The organism is Caballeronia arationis (assembly GCF_001544975.2).
Taxonomy (GTDB): Bacteria; Pseudomonadota; Gammaproteobacteria; order Burkholderiales; family Burkholderiaceae; genus Caballeronia; species Caballeronia arationis.
The window spans coordinates 1-19,404 of record NZ_FCOG02000009.1; the positions used below are offsets into that span (position 1 = coordinate 1).

18 protein-coding genes and 1 pseudogene are annotated in these 19,404 nt (G+C 65.3%); 15 read left to right on the plus strand and 4 right to left on the minus strand.

Annotation, left to right across the window (positions count from 1 at the left end):
* Positions 1 to 667 (minus strand): aldose epimerase family protein (locus tag AWB81_RS07320; protein WP_445344333.1); only part of this gene is annotated, 667 nt, incomplete at its 3' end.
* Entirely contained in the window at positions 664 to 1,449 is a 786-nt protein-coding gene (locus tag AWB81_RS07325) for a phytanoyl-CoA dioxygenase family protein (RefSeq protein ID WP_062633698.1), read from the minus strand. The genes AWB81_RS07320 and AWB81_RS07325, both read right to left, overlap by 4 nt.
* Positions 1,450 to 1,685: 236 nt before the next feature.
* On the opposite strand from AWB81_RS07325, the gene AWB81_RS07330 reads away from it, so the two are divergent.
* The 6 genes and pseudogenes from AWB81_RS07330 to AWB81_RS07355 all read left to right on the plus strand — a co-directional run bounded on the left by AWB81_RS07330 (position 1,686) and on the right by AWB81_RS07355 (position 8,048).
* Positions 1,686 to 2,741, plus strand: a complete 1,056-nt coding sequence (locus tag AWB81_RS07330) for a LacI family DNA-binding transcriptional regulator (RefSeq protein ID WP_062633699.1) — start codon at positions 1,686 to 1,688, stop codon at positions 2,739 to 2,741.
* A gap of 124 nt (positions 2,742 to 2,865) precedes the next feature.
* A complete protein-coding gene (locus AWB81_RS07335) occupies positions 2,866 to 3,888 on the plus strand; it encodes an ABC transporter substrate-binding protein (RefSeq protein WP_062633701.1) in 1,023 nt (340 codons plus the stop codon).
* A 118-nt stretch (positions 3,889 to 4,006) separates the two neighbouring features.
* Positions 4,007 to 5,611, plus strand: a complete 1,605-nt coding sequence (locus tag AWB81_RS07340) for a sugar ABC transporter ATP-binding protein (RefSeq protein ID WP_062633704.1) — start codon at positions 4,007 to 4,009, stop codon at positions 5,609 to 5,611.
* A complete protein-coding gene (locus tag AWB81_RS07345) occupies positions 5,608 to 6,591 on the plus strand; it encodes an ABC transporter permease (protein ID WP_062633705.1) in 984 nt (327 codons plus the stop codon). Before AWB81_RS07340 ends, AWB81_RS07345 begins: the two co-directional genes overlap by 4 nt.
* 19 nt (positions 6,592 to 6,610) lie before the next feature.
* Positions 6,611 to 7,565, plus strand: a pseudogene (locus AWB81_RS07350) (ABC transporter permease).
* A 288-nt stretch (positions 7,566 to 7,853) separates the two neighbouring features.
* Positions 7,854 to 8,048 (plus strand): hypothetical protein, encoded by a 195-nt coding sequence (locus AWB81_RS07355; RefSeq protein ID WP_159938841.1) that lies wholly within the window; start codon positions 7,854 to 7,856, stop codon positions 8,046 to 8,048.
* Positions 8,049 to 8,077: 29 nt separating this feature from the next.
* On the opposite strand, the gene AWB81_RS07360 is transcribed toward AWB81_RS07355, so the two are convergent.
* Positions 8,078 to 9,034, minus strand: coding sequence for a LysR family transcriptional regulator (locus AWB81_RS07360; protein ID WP_062633709.1), 957 nt, complete (start codon positions 9,032 to 9,034; stop codon positions 8,078 to 8,080).
* 193 nt (positions 9,035 to 9,227) lie between these two features.
* Here AWB81_RS07360 and AWB81_RS07365 point away from each other — a divergent pair, with 193 nt between their 5' ends.
* The 3 genes from AWB81_RS07365 (at position 9,228) to AWB81_RS07375 (ending at position 13,160) form a co-directional block, all read left to right on the plus strand.
* Positions 9,228 to 10,280 (plus strand): Gfo/Idh/MocA family protein, encoded by a 1,053-nt coding sequence (locus AWB81_RS07365; RefSeq protein ID WP_062633711.1) that lies wholly within the window; start codon positions 9,228 to 9,230, stop codon positions 10,278 to 10,280.
* Positions 10,281 to 10,388: 108 nt separating this feature from the next.
* The gene (locus AWB81_RS07370) at positions 10,389 to 11,924 is read left to right on the plus strand and encodes an FGGY-family carbohydrate kinase (RefSeq protein WP_062633713.1); all 1,536 of its coding nucleotides are present in this window, start codon (positions 10,389 to 10,391) and stop codon (positions 11,922 to 11,924) included.
* A gap of 117 nt (positions 11,925 to 12,041) precedes the next feature.
* Positions 12,042 to 13,160: a 3-deoxy-7-phosphoheptulonate synthase gene (locus AWB81_RS07375; protein WP_062633715.1), complete on the plus strand. Its 1,119-nt coding sequence runs from the start codon at positions 12,042 to 12,044 to the stop codon at positions 13,158 to 13,160.
* An 8-nt stretch (positions 13,161 to 13,168) separates the two neighbouring features.
* Here AWB81_RS07375 and AWB81_RS07380 read toward each other — a convergent pair whose 3' ends face one another.
* The gene (locus AWB81_RS07380) at positions 13,169 to 14,623 is read right to left on the minus strand and encodes an NAD-dependent succinate-semialdehyde dehydrogenase (protein WP_062633717.1); all 1,455 of its coding nucleotides are present in this window, start codon (positions 14,621 to 14,623) and stop codon (positions 13,169 to 13,171) included.
* A 335-nt stretch (positions 14,624 to 14,958) separates the two neighbouring features.
* On the opposite strand from AWB81_RS07380, the gene AWB81_RS07385 reads away from it, so the two are divergent.
* The 6 genes from AWB81_RS07385 to AWB81_RS07410 all read left to right on the plus strand — a co-directional run bounded on the left by AWB81_RS07385 (position 14,959) and on the right by AWB81_RS07410 (position 19,403).
* Positions 14,959 to 15,342, plus strand: a complete 384-nt coding sequence (locus tag AWB81_RS07385; RefSeq protein ID WP_062633719.1) for a tautomerase family protein — start codon at positions 14,959 to 14,961, stop codon at positions 15,340 to 15,342.
* A 9-nt stretch (positions 15,343 to 15,351) separates the two neighbouring features.
* Positions 15,352 to 15,942 (plus strand): TetR/AcrR family transcriptional regulator, encoded by a 591-nt coding sequence (locus AWB81_RS07390; RefSeq protein WP_062633721.1) that lies wholly within the window; start codon positions 15,352 to 15,354, stop codon positions 15,940 to 15,942.
* 238 nt (positions 15,943 to 16,180) lie between these two features.
* Positions 16,181 to 16,825, plus strand: a complete 645-nt coding sequence (locus AWB81_RS07395) for a GntR family transcriptional regulator (RefSeq protein ID WP_062633921.1) — start codon at positions 16,181 to 16,183, stop codon at positions 16,823 to 16,825.
* Between the two features lie 24 nt (positions 16,826 to 16,849).
* Entirely contained in the window at positions 16,850 to 17,656 is an 807-nt protein-coding gene (locus AWB81_RS07400) for an SDR family oxidoreductase (RefSeq protein WP_062633723.1), read from the plus strand.
* Positions 17,657 to 17,686: 30 nt separating this feature from the next.
* On the plus strand, positions 17,687 to 18,619 hold the full coding sequence (gene kce / locus AWB81_RS07405; protein ID WP_062633725.1) for a 3,5-dioxohexanoate:acetyl-CoA acetone transferase: 933 nt from the start codon (positions 17,687 to 17,689) through the stop codon (positions 18,617 to 18,619).
* Between the two features lie 37 nt (positions 18,620 to 18,656).
* Complete coding sequence (locus AWB81_RS07410) at positions 18,657 to 19,403, plus strand: N-acyl homoserine lactonase family protein (protein ID WP_062633923.1); 747 nt, start codon at positions 18,657 to 18,659, stop codon at positions 19,401 to 19,403.
* Position 19,404 lies beyond the last annotated feature (1 nt).

Genomic DNA, 19,404 nt, shown 5'->3' on the forward strand with positions numbered 1-19,404 from the left:
TTAGGGCACCGCCGAACGAAAGAGGCGGCAACAGACAAACCGAACCTACTGCTACCGCGCCACATCTCGACTCTACCGGCAGGAGATCGGGCGTCGCGTGCCACATGGCATCGACGCGCGTATGGATGCGCGTCGACGGCGTGCGCGGGTAATACGGATGATGGCCCATGCCGAAGGGCATCGGACGTTCCGACAGATTTCGCGCCGACATGGTGACGGTGAGCGCGTCGTCGGAAAGCACGATGCGCTGCGTCGCCTCATAGCAAAACGGCCAGTGATGTGCGGGCGCGTCGGATGGTTCGTGGCTGAAATGCAGCTCGACGCTCGACTCCGTCGTTTCGCCCACACGCCACGGGCGGCGCCACGCATGTCCGTGCAGCGCGTGATCGAACGCGTTGCCGTCGCCGGAGAGATCGATCGCGCGGCCATCGAACGTGAACCGCGCGTCGCGGATACGGTTGCAGTACGGCAGCAGCGGGAAGCTCGCCATGCCGAGCGGATTGCGCGCGGCAAGCGCGGCGTCGGTAGCCGGGCGCAGCCAGTGGACTTTGCCGTCGTCGTTCGCATCGAAGAACGCCGCGATTGCGCCGCCGACGTGCGGTGCGATCAGCGCGCGCCGCGCGCCGTGGCATAGCGCCAGCAGCGGCGGGGTGGAAGCGGCGCTCAATATGCGAACTGCCGGTAGTTTTCGTCGAAGATGCGCGGTGTCTCGTCGACCTGCGGGTTGTAGCGCAGAAGTCGCTTGGCGCGAGCCGGGAGCGCGTCGAACACGCGGCGCGGCACGTCGATGCGCACTTCCGGCCGGAAATACCACGCGCGGCTGTAGCCGATCACGACCATCGGACGCGGCGTGTCCATGAGATTCGGCGTTCCGCGATGCACGCCGCGCACATCGCGGATCATCACGTCGCCAACGCGCATCGGCACGCGTTCGGGCGGGAATCGCCCGTCCGCGAGGCCCGCGAGCGCCTCGTCGCGCGACATGCGATGCGTGCCGCGCGTGGTTTCAAGCGAGCCGTTTTCCTCATCGACATCGACGAGCGGAAAATTCACCGCGAGCTGGAACGAAGGCGTCTCAGGAAAGTGGTCGAAGAGCGCCGGTGTATCGCGATGCCAGTCCTGGAACTCGGAGCCGCGCACGGGCGTGTCGGTGGCGAACTGGCACATGACCGGGTCCGGACCCGCTACCCGTTCGACGATACCGAGAATGTCGTCGTCGCAGAAGATTGCCGGGTCGGCGAAATCGCCGTCGAACGGCAGCGTCACGTAGTAGCGTCCCGAACCGCGATTTCCGGTCGCCGCGCTCATGTGCGGCGCCAGAAGCGGTGCAAAAGCCGCGCGCCACGTCTCTATCGCTGCGCGCGGAAAGTGTTCGGGCAGCATGACGAAACCGTCGCGTTCGAACGCGGCGGCGAGCGCGTCGCGGGCGCTCTCGTCGTATCGGGGCATGCCGTCTCCTCTATGTGACATTGCGCTTTCGAGTCAGAATCGCACGCGCCGCGGCGCGTCGTCAATATTATTAGTAATTGTCCCGATGTCTGGCGCCCTTGTCATCAGGTTTTCGAGCGTTGTTCACGCATAATATTAGTGGTAAGGTCGAGACCGCATGAACGCGCCATCGGCATCGACCACGCCGCCTGCGGGCGGCCAACACAATGAAAAAATCCACGCAGCGCCGCCCGACGATGACCGACATCGCCAAGTTGACCGGCGTCTCCCAATCGACGGTTTCGCTTGTGCTGAACAACGCGAGCGGCGCGAAGTTTTCCGACACAACGCGCGACAAGGTGCTGAAGGCAGCACAGGAACTCGGCTACCGGATGACGCCGCGCGAGCCGCTCGCGCTCGACTCGGCAGGCGAGCGCAACCTGATCGTCTATCTCGCCGACGAAATCTCGACGAGCCCGCATCCGGTCGTGAACATCGACGGTGCGCGCGATGCCGCATTCGCGCACGGCCGCATGCTCGCCGTCTACTCGACGCATGGCAACGCGGAGATCGAACAGCAGGTGCTGGACGCGACGCTCAGCAACCCGAACGTGCTCGGCGTGATCTACGCGACCGTCTATACGCGACGCGTGAGTCCGCCCGCGGCGCTCTCGAAGGTGCCGACGGTGCTGCTCAACTGCTATGCGAGCGAGTTGAACCTCTCATCCGTGGTGCCGGCGGAAGTGGCGGGCGGCCACACCGCCACCGATCATTTGCTGAACGCCGGGCACCGGCGGATCGGCTATATCAACGGCGAGCCGTGGCAGGATGCCGCGCGCGACCGTCTGAAGGGATATCGAACTGCGCTCGCCACCGCCGACCTGCCGTTCGCGCCCGAACTCGTGCGTGAGGGCGACTGGAGTTCGGGCACCGGCTTCGAGCAGACGCTCTCGCTGATGCGCGAGCCGAATCCGCCGACTGCGATTTTCTGCGCGAACGACCTGATGGCGCTCGGCGCGATCGAGGCGCTGAAGCAACTCGGGCTGCGAGTGCCGGAAGACGTCTCCGTGCTCGGCTACGACGACCAGGAAATCGCGCGCCACACGCATCCGCCGCTTTCGACGGTCGTCTTGCCGAACTACGAACTGGGCCGCTGGGCAGTCGAAACGCTGCTTCAGGAAGAGCACAACCGCGCGGCGGGCGCGCCGGTCCGGCACCGGACCGTCAAGCTCGACGGGCCGCTGGTCGAGCGCGGGTCGGTCGGGGTAATCACCGTTGCGAAACAGCTCACGACTAATAATATTAGCGATTGACCGTTAATAAATCACGGTGGAATAATCGACGCACCTCAAAACCAAAAGGAACATCACCGCAGTTCGAAGCACCCGAGGCATCAGCAGCACAGAACAAAGCAAACCATCCCTATCGGAGGAAGACATGCTGTCGCTTAGAAAAACCTCGCGCCGGTGCGCCACCGGCATTCGTCCGCTGTCAGCGCTCGCTGCGCTGTCGCTCGTGGCGGGTCTGAGTGTCGCGGGCATCGCCAGCGCCGCCGACGACGCGCTGCCCAAGATCCCGAACAAGAAGCCCCTGCGCGTCGGCTTCGCGCAGACCGAGAGCAACAACCCGTGGCGGCTCGCGGAGACCAAGAGCTTCAAGGACGTCGCGGCCAAGTGCGGCTGGCAGATGGTCATGACCGACGCCAACAGCTCGCCCGCCAAGCAGGTCGCGGACATTCAAAGCATGATCGCGCAGCACGTCGATCTGCTCGTGTTCCCGCCGCGCGAGGAAAAGCCGCTCGCGCCGGTCGTGCTGCAAGCCAAGAAGGCCGGCATCCCGGTGATTCTCGTCGACCGCAATGTCGATCAGTCGATGGCGAAGGCGGGCAAGGATTACATCACGTTCATCGGTTCGGACTTCATTGACCAGGGACACCGCGCCGCCGACTGGCTCGTCAAGGCAACAAGCGGCAAGGCGACCATCATCGAACTGGAAGGCTCGACGGGCGCGTCCGCGGCGAACGACCGCAAGAAGGGCTTCGACGAGGTGATCGCGAAGAATCCGGGCATGAAGATCGTCGCGTCGCAAAGCGGCGATTTCGCGCGTGACAAGGGCCGCCAGGTCATGGAGACGCTGCTCCAGGCGCATCCCGACGTGACCGCGGTCTACGCGCACAATGACGAGATGGCGCTCGGCGCGATCGCCGCGATCAAGGCGGCCGGCAAGCAGCCGGGCAAGGACATCGTGCTCGTGACGATCGACGGAACCAAGGGCGGCCTCGAAGCCATCGCCGCCGGCGAACTGGGCGCGAGCGTGCAGTCGAGCCCGTTCTTCGGGCCGCTCGCATGCGACGTCGCGCAGAAGTTCGCGAAGGGCGAGACGGTGCCGCCGTGGGTCAAGGTCTCCGACCGCTTCTACGACAAGAGCAACGTCAAGGAAAGCATGCAGTACGGGTACTGACCGACAGCCAGACGGGTCATCGAGCCTGGAAGAGCAACAGCGAAGGTGTTTGGAGCGGCGCGTCCACGGAATCACGCGGACGGCCGCTCCTTTTGTACGCCAGCAAGCAACGAGTTGCATGGGAGAGGCAGCAATGGAGACGCCGGCAGCAGGCGGACAACCCGGGCGCGCGCTGCTCGAGATGCAGGACATCGACATCAGCTTCGGCGGCGTCGCGGCGCTGCGCCACGCGCGGCTCTCGGTCGTTCCCGGTGAGGTGCATGCGCTCATCGGCCAGAACGGCGCGGGCAAGTCGACGCTCATCAAGATTCTGACGGGCGCATACCGGCGCACGGGCGGCACGATCCGCTTCGACGGTCGCGAGGTCGATTTCCGCTCGCCAAAGGAAGCGCGCGAAGCGGGCATCAGCACGATCTACCAGGAAATCAACCTCGTGCCGTTCCGGTCGGTGGCCGAGAACATCTTTCTCGGCCGGGAACCGCGCCGCTTCGGCCTGATCGACTGGAAGCGGGTGCGCGCCGATGCGCGCGCGCTGCTCGATTCGTTCGGCTTGCAGATCGACGTCGAGAGGCCCGTGCGCGACTATTCGACCGCGATCCAGCAGATGGTCGCGCTGGCGCGCGCGGTGTCGTCGGATGCGAAGATGGTCATCATGGACGAATCGACGTCCTCGCTCGACGAACGCGAAGTCGAACTGCTGTTCAACGTGGTGCGGCGTCTGCGCGACGACGGCCGCGCGGTGATCTTCGTGTCGCACCGGCTCGACGAACTCTATGCGCTGTGCGACCGCGTCACCGTGATGCGCGACGGCCAGACCGTCGCCGAAAGCACGATGGCCGGCATGGACAAGCTGCAACTCGTCACGACGATGCTCGGGCGCTCGCTCGCCGCCGTCGTGCAGGAAGACAGCGCCGTAAAGGAGGCGAATCTCGCGAAGCGCGGCGGCGTCGTGCTTGCTGCACAGGCGCTCGCGAGCGGCGCGAAAGTGACCGACGTCACGCTCGACGTCCACGCGGGCGAGGCCGTCGGGCTCGCCGGCCTGCTCGGCTCGGGCCGCACGGAGACGATGCGCCTCCTGTTCGGCGCGGACCGTCCGGAGCGCGGGTCGCTCGCAATCGGCGGCGAGAGCGTGACGCTGAAGTCGCCGCAGGACGCGATCGCGCGCGGCGTCGCGTACCTCACCGAGGACCGCAAGGCCGAAGGCATCGTGCCGGAGCTTTCCGTGCGCGACAACCTCACGCTCGTCTGCCTGCGCACGCTGACGAAGAACGGCGTGGTGGACGTGGCGAAGCAGCGCGAGATCGTCGATCGCTTCATCGAATCGCTCGGCATCAAGCTGCGCTCGCCCGACCAGCCGATCCGCGAGCTCTCCGGCGGCAACCAGCAGAAGGTGCTGCTCGCGCGCTGGCTCGCCACCGATCCGAAGCTGCTCCTGCTCGACGAGCCCACGCGCGGGATAGACGTCGGCGCGAAAGCCGATGTGGCGAAGATCGTCCGCGAACTGCGCGACTCCGGGCTCGCGGTGCTGCTCTCGGCATCGGAGCTGGAAGAACTGACGGCGGTGGCGGACCGCGCGGTCGTGATCCGCGACGGCGAGACGGTCGCCGAACTCGACGGCGCCCGCATGAACGAGGCGTCGATCATGGATGCGATCGCCTACGGCTCGGGCGAACAATCGACGCTCGCGCAGGCCGTGACCGAAAGCGAAGGAAACACGCCATGACGCAGAAGACGCAACCCGCCGCCGTGGCGCTTTCGCGATCCGCGACGAAGAAGAAACGTCGCCTGACCATCCAGCGCGAGATTGCCGTGCTGCTCGCGATGATCGTGTTCAACCTGCTTTTCACCGATCACTTCTGGTCGCTGCAGACCTTCAACGTGAACCTGACGCAGGTCGTGACGATCGTGATCGTCGGGATCGGCATGACGCTCGTCGTTGCGACGGGCGGGATCGACCTCTCCGTGGGCGCGTCGATGGCGATCTCCGGTGCGCTCGCGCCGATGCTCTTCATGAACATCGACGGGCCGCTCGGCATCGTGCTCGCGTTCACGTTGCCGATCGCCGCCGCCGCCCTGTGCGGCGTGTTCAACGCTTTTCTCGTGACGCGGCTCGAAGTGCAGCCGATCGTCGCGACGCTCGTGCTTTTCATCGCCGGACGCGGGATCGCGCAGGTCGTCACCGACGGCAGCCTGCAGGCGTTCAACAATCCTGCGTTCCAGTGGATCGCACTCGGCAAGGTCGGGGGCGTGCCGTTCCAGATCCTGCTGATGTTCGCGCTCGTCGCGCTGTTCGCGTGGATCGTGCGGAAGACGCTCTTCGGCAAGTATCTGCTCGTGACGGGCGGCAACGAACAGGCGGCGTATCTCTCCGGCATCCCGACCGCGCGCGTGAAGATGATTGCGTACACCGTGTGCGCTGCGCTCGCGGGACTCGCCGGGCTGATTTCGATTTCGGTGAACTCGTCGTCGGATGCGAACGTGATCGGCCTCGGCTCCGAACTCGATGCGATCGCGGCGGTCGCCGTCGGCGGCACGGCGCTGACGGGCGGCAAGGCGTACATCGCGGGCACGCTGATCGGCGCGCTCATCATCCAGTTGCTGCGCTACACGCTGCTCGCGCACGGCATTCCGGACGCTGCCGCGCTCGTGATGAAGGCGGGCATCATCATCGCGGCCGTGTACGTGCAGCGGCGGCGGCACTGAGCGCGCAAGGAGCATCGACATGAAAAAGAACCTTCCGATTCTCATCGCGCTCGTGGCGCTGCTCGTGCTCGGCGTCACGCGCTACGAGCACTTCGCCTCCGCCTACAACATCACGTCGTTCTGGCGCTACAACTCGATGTTCGCGCTGATTTCGGTCGGCATGGCGTTCGTCATCATGACGGGCGGCATCGACCTGTCGGTCGGGGCGGTCGCGGCGCTCGGCAGCGTGGTCGCGGCGCTCGCGAGTTCGCACGGCAGCCTCGCGGCGGTGCTCGCCGGATCGTGCGCGGGGCTTGCGGTCGGTGTGCTGAACGGCCTCGTCATCACGCACATGCGCATCCTGCCGTTCATCGTCACGCTCGCCACGAGCCTGGGCGCGCACGGACTCGCACTCCTGCTCGGACACAACGATGCGGTCGCGATTTCCGCCGAATCAAACTTTGCCAACTTCGGCCAGGGCGACCTGTTCGGCCTGCCCATACCGGGTCTCGTCGCGGCGGCGGCGGCCGTGCTCGGCTGGATTGCGTTGCGCAGCACGCGCTTCGGCCGGCACGCGCTCGCGATCGGCGGCAGCGAGGAAGCGTCGCGGCTGATGGGTCTCAACGTCGACCGCACGCTGGTCTCGGTCTATGCGGTGAGCGGCCTGCTCGCCGGCATCGCGGGCGCGATCCTCGCGGCGCAGTTTGGCGCGGGGCAGCCGAACGAAGGCGTCGTGGGAGCTTTTCGCGATCTCGGCGGTGGTGCTCGGCGGCACGCGCCTCACGGGCGGCGAGGGTTCCATCGCGATGACGATCGCCGGCGTCGCGCTGCTCGGTCTCGTGTTCAATCTGCTCAATTTCGAGAACGGGCTCGGCTTCATCAGCTTGTCGGCGTACTGGCAGTCGGTAATTCGCGGGTTGTTCCTGCTGCTCGTCATCGTGTTGCAGGCGCGCGTGCTCCGTCGGCGAACGGGGCCGGTAAAGGTTGCACACTGAGAAAAGTTCGGAAAATCAAAACTCGCGTCAAATTTTTGTCTAGTCCATCCAGGCATCGATGACCGATCGTTCGGAAAATAGTTACCGAAACACGGGAAAACCCCGAATGCTTCGATCATTATGTTTATCGACAATAGGTAAACATAACCGACGCTCCCGGGGAACATTTACCGGAGCGAAAAAAGGCCACGAACCTGGAGAGAATCGACAATGCGAAATACCGAGGTCGCATATAAGAACGTTTACCTGATTCCGCTCGCTGCTTATGACGAAGGTTTATACGCCGCCATGCTGATCGTCAGGGAATTGAACGGATTACAGCGCGCGAGCGGCGTGCTAGGGCATTTTTCGGGGCCGGCCGAGGCCCGCCAATTCGCGCTTGCCTATGGCATGGCCGAAATCGACGACCGCCCGCCGGGCGCGCCCGCCGCATTGCTGCAGCCGTCCGGACGCAAAGACGCCGCGCTGCGGCACGCGGCATAACGCGCACCTTGCAGGGTGGGCGCCGGCGCTCATACGCCGCCTACGCCCTGCGTGACGAGCGCATGGGGCCCGCTCGTCAGCTGTTCCGTCAGAAAGTCGATACACACACGAATCTTCGCCGACGACGACGCCCGCGTCGAGGTCACCGCGAGCACGTCCGCCTGTTGCCGATAGGCCGGCAGCAGGCGTACGAGCGCGCCGGATGCGAGGCTCTCGGCGACATCCCACACCGACGCCATCAGGATGCCGTGTCCTTCGTGCGCCCACTGGAGCACGATGTCGGTATGGTTCGACGCCATCGGTCCCGTCACCTTGACGCTTTCCTCGCCGTGCGGACCGGTCAGGCGCCACACACCGAAGCGGTCGTCGCGTCCGCGAAAAAGCAGGCAGTCGTGCTGCGAAAGCTCGGTGAGATGCTTCGGCGCACCCTTGCGCGCGAGATAGCCGGGTGCGGCGCACAGGATGCGCACGCTCTGCGTGATCCGGTGCGCGATCAGATGCGGCTCCTGCACCGCGCCCACGCGAATGTCGATGTCGAAGTTCTCGCCGACGAGATCGACGCGCCGGTCGAGCAGTTCCAGCCATAGTTCGAGTTCGGGATGCTGCTTGCGCAAGAGCGAAAGGATCGGCGACACGTGATTGCGCCCGAGCCGGAAACTCGTCGCGATGCGCAGCAGGCCGCGCGGTCCGCTCGCGCGGCTCGCGAACGCGTCGGCCATGCCCTGCACGTCTTCGAGAATCTTCTGCGCCCATTGAAAAGCCGCTTCGCCGTCGCTCGTGACGCTCACGCGGCGCGTCGTCCGCGAGAAGAGCTTCACGCCAAGGCTCGCTTCCAGCATCGCGATGCGCTTGCTGACATGCGAAGGCGAGATGCCCATTTCCGTCGATGCCGTGATGAAGCTGGCGCGCCGTGCGACGGTGCAGAACAACTGAAGGTCGCGCAGGAACGCGTCATTGTTCGCTAGCAGCGCATTGTGATTTTCCATAGGGCCGCATTGTGTTGAGCTGGATGCATATTAATCTAGCGCCAGCCCGAAGCAGTGCGCAATCGGGAAAGATGCAGCCTTGCATGGGACCAGAGTAAGGCGCATGGGACAACCCCGACTCTGGTCGACAGCTTTGCATGGGACCAGAGTAAGGCGCTAAGCCCCAACTCTGGTCGACAAAGGAGACGCAGCAATGGAAAAGACCCGCATCGCCGTGGCAGGCGCTGGCTATATCGGACTCGCGCATATCGGCGTCATTCAGGCGAGCCCGGCCTGCGCGCTCTCGGCGATCGTCGATCCTTCGCCGGGCGCCGCAACCGTCGCGGAGAAGGCCGGCGTGCCGCTATATCGCTCGCTCGACGAACTGTTCGACAAGGACCGTCCCGACGGCATCGTGCTCGCAACGCCAAATCAGCTTCACGTCGAGCACGCGCTGAAGTGCATCGCGGCGGACGTGCCGATGCTGCTCGAAAAGCCTGTCGCGCCGAGTGTCGCGGAAGCCGAGACGCTCGTGGCCGAAGCGGAGCGCACGGGAGCCAGGATCCTGATCGGCCATCACCGCGCGCACAGTCCGATCATGGCGCGCGCGCGGCAACTGATCGAAGAGGGACGGCTCGGCCGGCTGGTCGCGGTGATGGGCAGCGCGGTCTTCTTCAAGCCCGACTCGTATTACGCCGATGCGCCGTGGCGCAGCCAGCCGGGCGGCGGCCCGATCCTGCTCAACATGATCCACGAGGTGCACAACCTGCGCATGCTGTGCGGCGACATCGTCGCGGTGCAGGCGTTCGCGTCGAATGCGACGCGCGGCTTCGCGGTCGAGGATACGGTCGCGATCAACCTGCGCTTCGCGAACGGCGCGCTTGGCACGTTCATGCTTTCCGATTCGGCGGCGAGCGCGCGCAGCTGGGAACAGACGTCGCAGGAGAACAAGGCCTACACGACCTACCCCGACGAGGACTGCTATGTGATCGCGGGCACGTCAGGCTCGCTGTCGGTTCCGACGATGCGACTGAAAACCTACGGCCGCGCCGAAGACCGCTCGTGGTGGAAGCCGTTCGACGAAAGCGTGGTGGCAATCACGCGCGACGATCCGCTTGCAAACCAGATCGAGCATTTCGTGCGGGTCGTGCACGGCGAGGCCGAGCCGATCGTCAGCGCACGCGACGGTTTGCAGAACCTGCGCATCACCGAGGCGATCGCGAAGGCCGCGCAGACCGGTGCAATCGTCGATACGACGCCCGCCTGAACCGCCCGTACCTGCCGCTCCGCTTCCGTCGATATAAGATGGCAAATCACGCCGGACCACGCGCGCCCGGACGATGAGCCAAATACAAAAGACCCGGAGCGAGACAGAATGGACCATGTGATCGGCATCGACATCGGCACCCAGAGCACAAAGGCGCTCGTCGTGAATGCGAACGGCGACATTGTCGCGCAGAGCACGCGGGCGTATCACCCCGACACGCCCAAGCCGCTGTGGGCGCAACAATGGCCCGACGTGTGGTTCGACGCAGTTGCCGAGTGCATCGCCGAATGCGTGAAGAAGGCGAACGTGGAACCCGGCGCGATCAGGAGCCTCTGCGTGAGCAGCCTCTACGGCGGCTCGGGCATTCCGGTCGGCGAGGACATGGAGCCGCTCTTTCCGTGCCTCATCTGGATGGATCGCCGCGCGACGAAGGAAGTCGAGAGGGTGAAGGCGCAGGTCGATCTGGCGCGGCTCGGGGCGATCACCGGCAACGGCGTCGACAGCTACTACGGCTATACGAAGATGCTCTGGCTGCGCAACAACGAGCCGGACGTCTGGGCGAAGACGCGCTACTTCGTGCCGCCGAACGCCTATGTGATCCAGCGTCTGACGGGCGAGCTCGCGGTCGATCACAGCTCGGCGGGCAACATCGGCGGCGTGTACGATATCGCCAAGCGCGCGTGGTCGCCCGAAGCGCTCGACATGCTCGGCATTCCCGCCGCGCTGATGCCGCCGCGGCTCGTCGAATCGACGGAGGTCGTCGGCGGCTTGCTGCCGGACTGGGCCGACCGGCTGGGCCTCGCGGCGGGAACGCCGGTCGTCGCGGGCGGCATCGACGCGGCCGTTGCGACGTTCGCCGCCGGCGTGACGAAGTCCGGCGAACACGTCGCGATGATCGGCACCAGCATGTGCTGGGGCTACATCAACCAGAGCGTCGATGCGGAGCACGGTCTCGTGAGCTTCCCGCACGTCTTCAACGGCCTGAAGGACCTGTACGTGTTCGGCGGCGCGATCACGGCGGGCGCGTCGGTGACGTGGTTCCGCGAGCAGTTCTGCCACGGCGAGACCGAGGCCGCGAAGGCGCTTCCGCACGGCGATCCGCACCGGATCCTGGAAGAGGAAGCGTCGAAGGTCGTGGCGGGATCGGACGGCGTTGTGTTCCTGCCTTATCTGATGGGCGAACGCAGCCCGGTCTGGGACCCGAGGGCGAGCGGCACGTTCGTCGGACTGAGCCTCTTTCATACGCGCGCGACGCTCTATCGCGCGGTGCTGGAAGGCGTCGCGTATGCGCTGCGGCACAACATCGAAGCGGGACGGCGCGGCGCGCGCTCGCTCGACGAGCGGCTAATCGTGGTCGGCGGCGCGGCGCACTCCGACCTGTGGATGCAGATCATCGCGGACGTGACGGGCTTTGCGGTGCTTTCGATCGAAGAGGAAGTGGAGGCCGCGATGGGCGCGGCGATGCTGGCGGCGCTCGGCGTGGGGCTCGTCTCGCGCGAGACGGCCGAGGCGGGCTGGGTGACGCTCGTCGAGCGCGCGCAGCCGGACGCCGCACGCAAGAAGCTGTATGACGAGCGCTTCGGCGTCTACGTCGATCTGTATCCTGCGCTCAAGCCCCTGATGCATCGGCTGCAGGCGAGTTGAGCGGATCGCCGTGCAAAACCGGCCCGTCGTTCGATTCCCGGCGCGCAAAATGAGAGGCCTGTGCTGGCGCGAGTGCGATAATCATCGTTTGTTTACCGCCAGCCCGGGAGAACGACCTTGAGCCGCATCGACAATCCGCAACTCGATCAGGAAGTCGGCCTCGCCGATTCCACGCAGGATACGACCCGCATCGACGATGTGCGGATAGGCGCCGTGCGCCCGCTGATCTCCCCGGCGCTCCTGCAGGACGAGCTGCCGGTGCCGACCGCCGTGCAGACGCTCGTCGAAAAGAGCCGCGCCGCGATCGCCGATATCCTTCACGGTCGCGACGACCGCCTCGTGGCCATCGTCGGGCCGTGCTCGATCCACGACCACGATCAGGCGCTCGATTACGCGCGCCGTCTGAAGATTGCCGCCGATGCCCTCTCCGACGACATTCTGGTCGTGATGCGCGTGTACTTCGAAAAGCCGCGCACGACGGTCGGCTGGAAAGGCTACATCAACGACCCGCGCCTCGACGGCAGCTATCGCATCAACGAAGGGTTGCGGCGCGCGCGGCAGTTGCTGCTCGACGTGAGCAGCATCGGTCTGCCGACCGCGACCGAGTTCCTCGACTTGCTGAGCCCGCAATACATCGCGGACCTGATCGCATGGGGCGCGATCGGCGCGCGCACGACGGAGAGCCAGAGCCATCGGCAGCTTGCTTCGGGCCTCAGTTGCCCGATCGGCTTCAAGAACGGCACGGACGGCGGCGTGCAGATCGCGGCGGACGCAATTGTCGCGGCGCGTGCGAGCCACGCGTTCATGGGCATGACGAAGATGGGCATGGCCGCGATCTTCGAGACGCGCGGCAACGACGACGCGCACGTGATCCTGCGTGGCGGCAAGAAGGGACCGAACTACGACCGCGAATCGATCGAGGCATGCTGCGCCGCGCTGAAGACGGTCGGCCTGCGCGAGCAGGTGATGGTCGACTTCTCGCATGCGAACTCGGGCAAGTCGCATCTGCGGCAGCTCGACGTGGCGGCGGATGTCGCGGGGCAGCTCGCGCACGGCGACACGCGCATCATCGGCGTGATGATCGAGAGCAATCTCGAAGAAGGCCGTCAGGATCTCAAGCCGGGCGTGCCGCTGCGCCCCGGCGTGTCGATCACCGATGCGTGTCTCGGCTGGGCGCAGACCGAACCCGCGCTCGAAGCGCTCGCGAGCGCGGTGCGCGAGCGCCGCGCGCGCTGAGCCGGGTTTCAGCTCACGTTGCCGTAGCAGACGTACTTGGTGTCGAGATATTCCTCGACGCCATAGTGCGAGCCTTCCCGGCCGATGCCCGATTCCTTCACGCCGCCGAACGGGCCCATTTCGCTGAACACCAGGCTTTCGTTCACGCCGACCACGCCGCATTCCAGCGCTTCCATCATGCGGAACGAGCGGTTCAGATCGGCGGTATAGAAGTACGCCGCGAGTCCGGTTCGCGGCCGGTTCGCGAGACGCAGTGCTTCGGCTTCGTCATGGAAACGGGTCACATTCGCCACCGGACCGAGGATTTCGTCGCCGCAAATCGCCATCTCGGGGCTGACGTTCGTGAGCACCGTCGGCTGATAGAAATTCGGGCCGGCCGCATGGCGCTGGCCCCCAGCCATCACCCTCGCGCCTGATTCGATGGCTTCCCTCACCAGCGCGTCGATCCGCTCGACCGACGCGCGGTCGATCAGCGGGCCGACCTGCGTCTCGTCGCGCATGCCGTCGCCCGTCTTCAGCGTCTTCACCTTGTCGACCAGTCGGCGCACGAATTCGTCGTGCACGCCTTCCTGGATCAGAAAGCGGTTCGCGCACATCGCCGCCTGACCCGTATGACGAAAGCGCGCCGCGATCGCGCCGCTCACAGCGAGGTCGAGATTGGCGTCGTCGAAGACGATGAAAGGCGAGCTTGCGCCGAGTTCGAGCGAGACCTTCTTTACCGTCGCGGCGCAACGGGCCATCAGCTTCTTGCCCGCTTCGATGCTGCCGGTGAACGACACTTTCCTGACCTGCGGGCTGTCGATCAGTGCGCCGACGAGTGTCTCGTCGTCGCCGGTCAGCACCGAGAGCACGCCGCGCGGCAGTCCAGCATTCTCGGCCAGCACGCAGAGCGCGAGCGCGGAGAACGGCGCCTGCGAAGCCGGCTTGAGCACGACCGTGCAGCCGGCGGCGAGCGCGGCGCCGATCTTGCGCGCGACCATCGACGAGGGAAATGTCCAAGACGTGATCGCCGCGCACACGCCGAGCGGCTCCCGGATTACGCGAATGCGCTGGCTGCGGCGCCCGGCCGGCAGGGTGTCGCCGTGAATGCGCCGCGCCTCTTCCGAGAACCACTCGATGTAATTCGCCGCCTGCGCGACTTCGGCGCGTGCCTCGTGAATCGGCTTGCCCTGTTCGGAGCTCAGGATGATCGCGAGGTCGTCGCGATGCGTCTTCAATAGCTGCGCCCATTCGCGCAACACGCGCGCGCGCTCGCGGCCGCTCCATTCGCGCCATTCTTCGAAGGCCGTCGCCGCGTGCGCGATGGCCTCTTTCGCCTGCGCGGCTGTCAGCCGCGGCACGTGGCCGATCGGCTCGCCGTTGGCCGGATTGACCACGGTGTCGTGCGGCTGCGATGACGCTTCGATCCACGTTCCGCCGACATACGCGGACTGCTCGAACAGGTTGGCGCACTTGAGTTGCATGAGTGTTGCTCCGATCGGATGTTTGCGCGACGTCGCATGTCCCGCGCGGGATTTACTTTAGCGGACTTCGTCGCCTGGTGACAAAGAGAACGTTTCGAGTGAGCCGCGGTATTCGGATCGCGATATGAGGTTTTTGATGCGCATGTAAGCGTCTGCTGAGACTCTCACGCCGCGCGGCCGGCGTCATGGCGCCATCGGTCATGCATCTGCATTTTGGCGACAGATGGCCACCAGTCCATCACTTTCCCAAAAATGACGACCATCATCTATTGAATAAAGTACGGTCATCATCTATTGTGGAGAGTCACAGCGACCCACACTGAAAGGAGAAGGAAATGCCGCTCGTACGCATCGATCTCGCGGAAGGCCAATCGGCCGAATACCGCGCCGCGCTGGCCGACGAAGTCTATAACGCGATGACCAAGACGCTGAACGTCCCGGCCAACGATCGCTTCATGGTCGTGAGCGAACACGAAGCTGGCGACTTCATCGCGGATCCGAGCTACCTCGGCATCGAGCGAACGCCGAAATGCGTGATCGTGCAGATCACGCTGAACGCGGGGCGCGACGTGAACATGAAGCGCGCCTTCTACAAGGCGCTCGTGGACGGCCTGCATGAACGCGTCGGCCTGAGACGGGAGGACCTGTTCATCAGTCTCGTCGAGGTGGTGAAGGAGAACTGGTCGTTCGGCAACGGCGAGGCGCAGTACGCGACCTGAACGACGACCATGCCACGCGTCTCCCGCGAACAGACCGAGCGCAACCGCCTGCTGATCGAGGCGGCTTCCGCGCGCCTCTTCAAGGAGCGCGGGCTCAACGGCGTGTCGGTCGCCGACATCATGGCGAGCGCGGGCCTCACGCACGGCGGCTTCTACGGGCATTTCGAATCGAAGGACGAACTCGCGTCGGTCGCATGTGCGCGAGCCTTCGAGGAATCGGCGTCGCGCTGGAAGGCGTTCGGCGAGCATGGCGCCACCGAACAGGCCGTGCTCTCAGCGCTGGCGAAGCACTATCTGAGCGCGAGGCAGCGCGACGATCCCGGCCTCGGCTGCCCCGCCCATTCGCTCGCTGCCGACGTGGGGCGCGAAGACGCGTCAAAACCGGTTCGCAACGCATACGCACGCGGGCTGAAGACGCTGGTGAGCGTGCTGATGTCGTATTCGAAAGCGCGCCGGACCAAGCGCGAACGACGGCGCGCGCTCGCGCGCATGTCAATGCTGGTGGGTGCCGTGACGCTCGCCCGGGCGGTTCGCGGCGACCCGCTCTCCGACGAGATTCTCGAAGCCGCGCGCGAGCACCTCGCACTCGACTCGCAGTAGCGAGCGCCGCGCACCTTTCATCTGCTTACTGCGGGATCGCCGCGATCACGGTGTGAACGTCGCGTGCCGCCTCCGCGTTTATCCCTATCCCTCGCGGGTTGACTCTCACGTGCTCAAGGCCGAAACTGCGTCACATTATCTGTGATCACAGGTCACACCATTCGCAGGGAGGCACGAAGTGGCAACACGTTCTGCTGGCAACGACCTGCCCGCGCTCGAACTCGTGGCGCGCGAAACCATGGCGGGCCGCGTCTACGCCCAGTTGCGCGAAGCGATCATGACCGGCCGCTTCGCGCCGGGGCAGTTGCTTTCGCTGCGCGGTGTCGCGGAAGCGGTCGGTTCGTCGACGATGCCCGTGCGCGCCGCGCTCACGCGACTGCAGGCGGAAGGCGCATTGATCGACGGTCCGGGGCGGGCGCTGATGGTCCCGCCGATGACGCTCGAACTGCTCGACGAACTGCGCGACGTGCGTATCGCGCTCGAAGGCTGCGTGGCGAAGCGCGCCGCCTCGCGCATGACGCAGGAGCATCTCGCCGCGCTGCAGGCCGTCTTCGACACGATGGATGCGCACGTCGAAGGGGGGAATGTCGCCGCCTATCTGCGCAGCAACTTCGAGTTCCATATCGCCATCTACACGCACGGCGCAAGCGACCTCACGCTCGCGACGATCCAGAACCTCTGGATGCGCATCGGCCCGTTTCTCAATCTCGTCGCGCCGGACATCCCGCACATGCGGAGGTCGATGGCGGCGCATCGCAACATCGTCGACGCGCTCTGGCGCGGCGATGGCGAAGGCGCGCGTGCGGGGATCGAGCAAGACATCGGCGACGCAGCCGCCGATTTGCAGGAGCGCCTGCAGGGCAGGGAAGCCGCGAGCGCCTGAGGTTCTAAAAAAAATGGAGGCAGCATGACGGTTCTACAGATGTTGAAACCGCACGCCGGCTTGCGCGTGCTCGTGACGGGCGGCGCATCGGGCATCGGGCTCGTGATTGCGCGCGCGTTCGTCGATGCCGGCTCGCGCGTGCATGTCTGCGACGCGAGCCAGCAGGCCATCGACGCGCTGCTCGAAGCCGAAAGCCAGACCGAGTGCAATGCGATCACCGCGACGCTCGCGGACGTATCCGACAAGGATGCCGTCGAGCGCGTCTTCGCCGACGCCGATGCGCAACTCGGCGGCCTGGATGTGCTGATCAACAACGCGGGCATTGCGGGTCCGACAGGTGGCATCGACGAGATCGACGTGGGCGAGTGGGAACAGACCATCGACGTCAATCTGAACGCGCAGTTCTATTTCGCGCGGCGTGCGGTGCCGCTCTTGCGCGGTGCGCGCGACGGCGGCGCGATCATCGCGCTCTCTTCCGTGGCGGGGCGTCTCGGCTACGCGTACCGCACGCCGTATTCCGCGACGAAGTGGGCAGTCGTCGGCCTCACCAAGAGCCTCGCGATCGAACTGGGACCGGCGGGCATCCGCGTGAACGCAATCCAGCCGGGCGTCGTGAAGGGTCCGCGCATCCAGCGCGTGATCGAGGCGCGCGCGAAGCAGCTCGGACTCTCCTACGAAAACATGGAGAAGGAGTATCTCGCGAAGATTTCGCTGCGCCGGATGACGACGCCCGAGGAAGTCGCGGCCACCGCGCTCTTCCTGTGCTCGCCGGGCGGCAGCGGCATCTCGGGGCAGGCGATCTCGGTGTGCGGCAACGTCGAAGTGCTTTAACGAATTCGAGTCTCCAGTCGAGAGGAATACATGGCAACGAAACGCAAGGTCATCATCACCTGCGCGCCCACGGGCGCGATTCACACGCCATCGATGTCGCCGTATCTGCCGGTGACGCCGCAGGAAATCGGCGATGCGGCACTGGCCGCCGCCAAGGCGGGCGCGGCCATCCTGCACCTGCATGCGCGCGATCCCGAGGACGGCCATCCGACGCAGGACCCCGCGGTGTTCCAGCAGTTCCTGCCGCGCATCAAGTCGGAAACCGACGCGGTCATCAACCTCACGAGCGGCGGCAGTCCGCACATGACGGTCGCCGAGCGTCTGAAGCCCGCGCATCACTTCAGGCCGGAAGTGGCGTCGCTCAACATGGGATCGATGAACTTCGGGCTTTATCCGATGCTCGATCGCTTCAAGGAACTGAAGTACGACTGGGAACGCAAGCATCTGGAAAACAGCCGCGACCTGGTCTTCAAGAACACGTTCGCGGACATCGAATACATCCTCACGTCGTGCGGCGCGAACGGCACGCGCTTCGAGTACGAGTGTTACGACATTTCGCATCTCTACAACCTCGCGCATTTCGTCGATCGCGGGCTCGCGAAGCCGCCGTTCTTCGTGCAGAGCGTGTTCGGTCTGCTCGGCGGCATCGGCGCGCATCCGGAAGACCTCGCGCACATGAAGCGCACCGCCGACCGCCTCTTCGGCAAGGACTATGTGTGGTCGATCCTCGGCGCCGGACGCAACCAGATTACGCTCGGGTCGATCGGTCTCGCGCAGGGTTCGAACGTGCGCGTCGGGCTTGAAGACTCGCTCTGGATCGAGCCGGGCAAGCTCGCGGAATCGAGCGCGGCGCAGGTCGTGAAGATCCGCCAGGTGATCGAAGGACTCTCGCTCGAGATCGCGACGCCTGCCGAAGCGCGCGAGATGCTCGGCCTGAAAGGCGCGAGCGAAACGAACTTCTGAACCGGAGGCCGTCTTGAACAAGCTGAAGGTTGTCGCGATGCCGACGGGCTGGCTCACCGTCGACCGCTCGTCGCAAGTTTATGGCCGCTACTTCGGCCAGCAGATGAAGGTGCCGGTCTGGTCGACGGCGATCGTGGGCGCGCAGAAAAAGATAGTCGTCGATACGGGCATTCACGATCCGGCGTGGGTGTCGAGCTTCGTGTGTCCGTGCGAGCAGGCGCCCGAGGAGAAGCTCGAACGCGCGCTGAAGGAATACGTGGGCTGGAGCGCGGACGAGGTCGATATCGTCATCAACACGCATCTGCATTACGACCACTCGGGCGGCAACACGCTCTTTCGCAACGCGCGCTTCGTGATACAGGCTGCCGAGTGGGAGTACGCGGGCCGTCCGCTGCCGACGCAAGCCACCTACTACCAGGAGTTCCTGATCGGCCGCGAACCGCTCGCGTACTTCCGCTGGCAGTTCGTGAACGGCGTCGCGGACATCGTGCCGGGCGTGCGCGTCGTGCCGACGCCGGGCCACACGCCGGGCCATCAGTCCGTCGCAGTCGATACGGACGATGGCGTCGTGATGATCGCCGGTGATTGCGCGAATTGCATGGAGAACATCGTCGATCTCGTGCCGGTGGGGATCGTCCACGAGACGTTCGCCGAACTGGCATCGCTCAGGCGCATCCGGCAGATCGCCGATTTCGTGATTCCCGGACACGACCCGAATGTCGTGCCCGGATCGTCGGGCATCGAACTGCCCGCAAGCGCACGTCTGCAACACATCGAAAGCTAGA

Excerpts from the sequence above, each read along its gene's own strand:
- AWB81_RS07325 (WP_062633698.1), bottom strand. The coding sequence starts at position 1,449 with ATGCCCCGATACGACGAGAGCGCCCGCGACGCGCTCGCCGCCGCGTTC.
- AWB81_RS07330 (WP_062633699.1), top strand. The coding sequence starts at position 1,686 with ATGACCGACATCGCCAAGTTGACCGGCGTCTCCCAATCGACGGTTTCG.
- AWB81_RS07335 (WP_062633701.1), top strand. The coding sequence starts at position 2,866 with ATGCTGTCGCTTAGAAAAACCTCGCGCCGGTGCGCCACCGGCATTCGT.
- AWB81_RS07340 (WP_062633704.1), top strand. The coding sequence starts at position 4,007 with ATGGGAGAGGCAGCAATGGAGACGCCGGCAGCAGGCGGACAACCCGGG.
- AWB81_RS07345 (WP_062633705.1), top strand. The coding sequence starts at position 5,608 with ATGACGCAGAAGACGCAACCCGCCGCCGTGGCGCTTTCGCGATCCGCG.
- AWB81_RS07355 (WP_159938841.1), top strand. The coding sequence starts at position 7,854 with ATGCTGATCGTCAGGGAATTGAACGGATTACAGCGCGCGAGCGGCGTG.
- AWB81_RS07360 (WP_062633709.1), bottom strand. The coding sequence starts at position 9,034 with ATGGAAAATCACAATGCGCTGCTAGCGAACAATGACGCGTTCCTGCGC.
- AWB81_RS07365 (WP_062633711.1), top strand. The coding sequence starts at position 9,228 with ATGGAAAAGACCCGCATCGCCGTGGCAGGCGCTGGCTATATCGGACTC.
- AWB81_RS07370 (WP_062633713.1), top strand. The coding sequence starts at position 10,389 with ATGGACCATGTGATCGGCATCGACATCGGCACCCAGAGCACAAAGGCG.
- AWB81_RS07380 (WP_062633717.1), bottom strand. The coding sequence starts at position 14,623 with ATGCAACTCAAGTGCGCCAACCTGTTCGAGCAGTCCGCGTATGTCGGC.
- AWB81_RS07385 (WP_062633719.1), top strand. The coding sequence starts at position 14,959 with ATGCCGCTCGTACGCATCGATCTCGCGGAAGGCCAATCGGCCGAATAC.
- AWB81_RS07390 (WP_062633721.1), top strand. The coding sequence starts at position 15,352 with ATGCCACGCGTCTCCCGCGAACAGACCGAGCGCAACCGCCTGCTGATC.
- AWB81_RS07395 (WP_062633921.1), top strand. The coding sequence starts at position 16,181 with ATGGCGGGCCGCGTCTACGCCCAGTTGCGCGAAGCGATCATGACCGGC.
- AWB81_RS07400 (WP_062633723.1), top strand. The coding sequence starts at position 16,850 with ATGACGGTTCTACAGATGTTGAAACCGCACGCCGGCTTGCGCGTGCTC.
- kce (WP_062633725.1), top strand. The coding sequence starts at position 17,687 with ATGGCAACGAAACGCAAGGTCATCATCACCTGCGCGCCCACGGGCGCG.
- AWB81_RS07410 (WP_062633923.1), top strand. The coding sequence starts at position 18,657 with ATGCCGACGGGCTGGCTCACCGTCGACCGCTCGTCGCAAGTTTATGGC.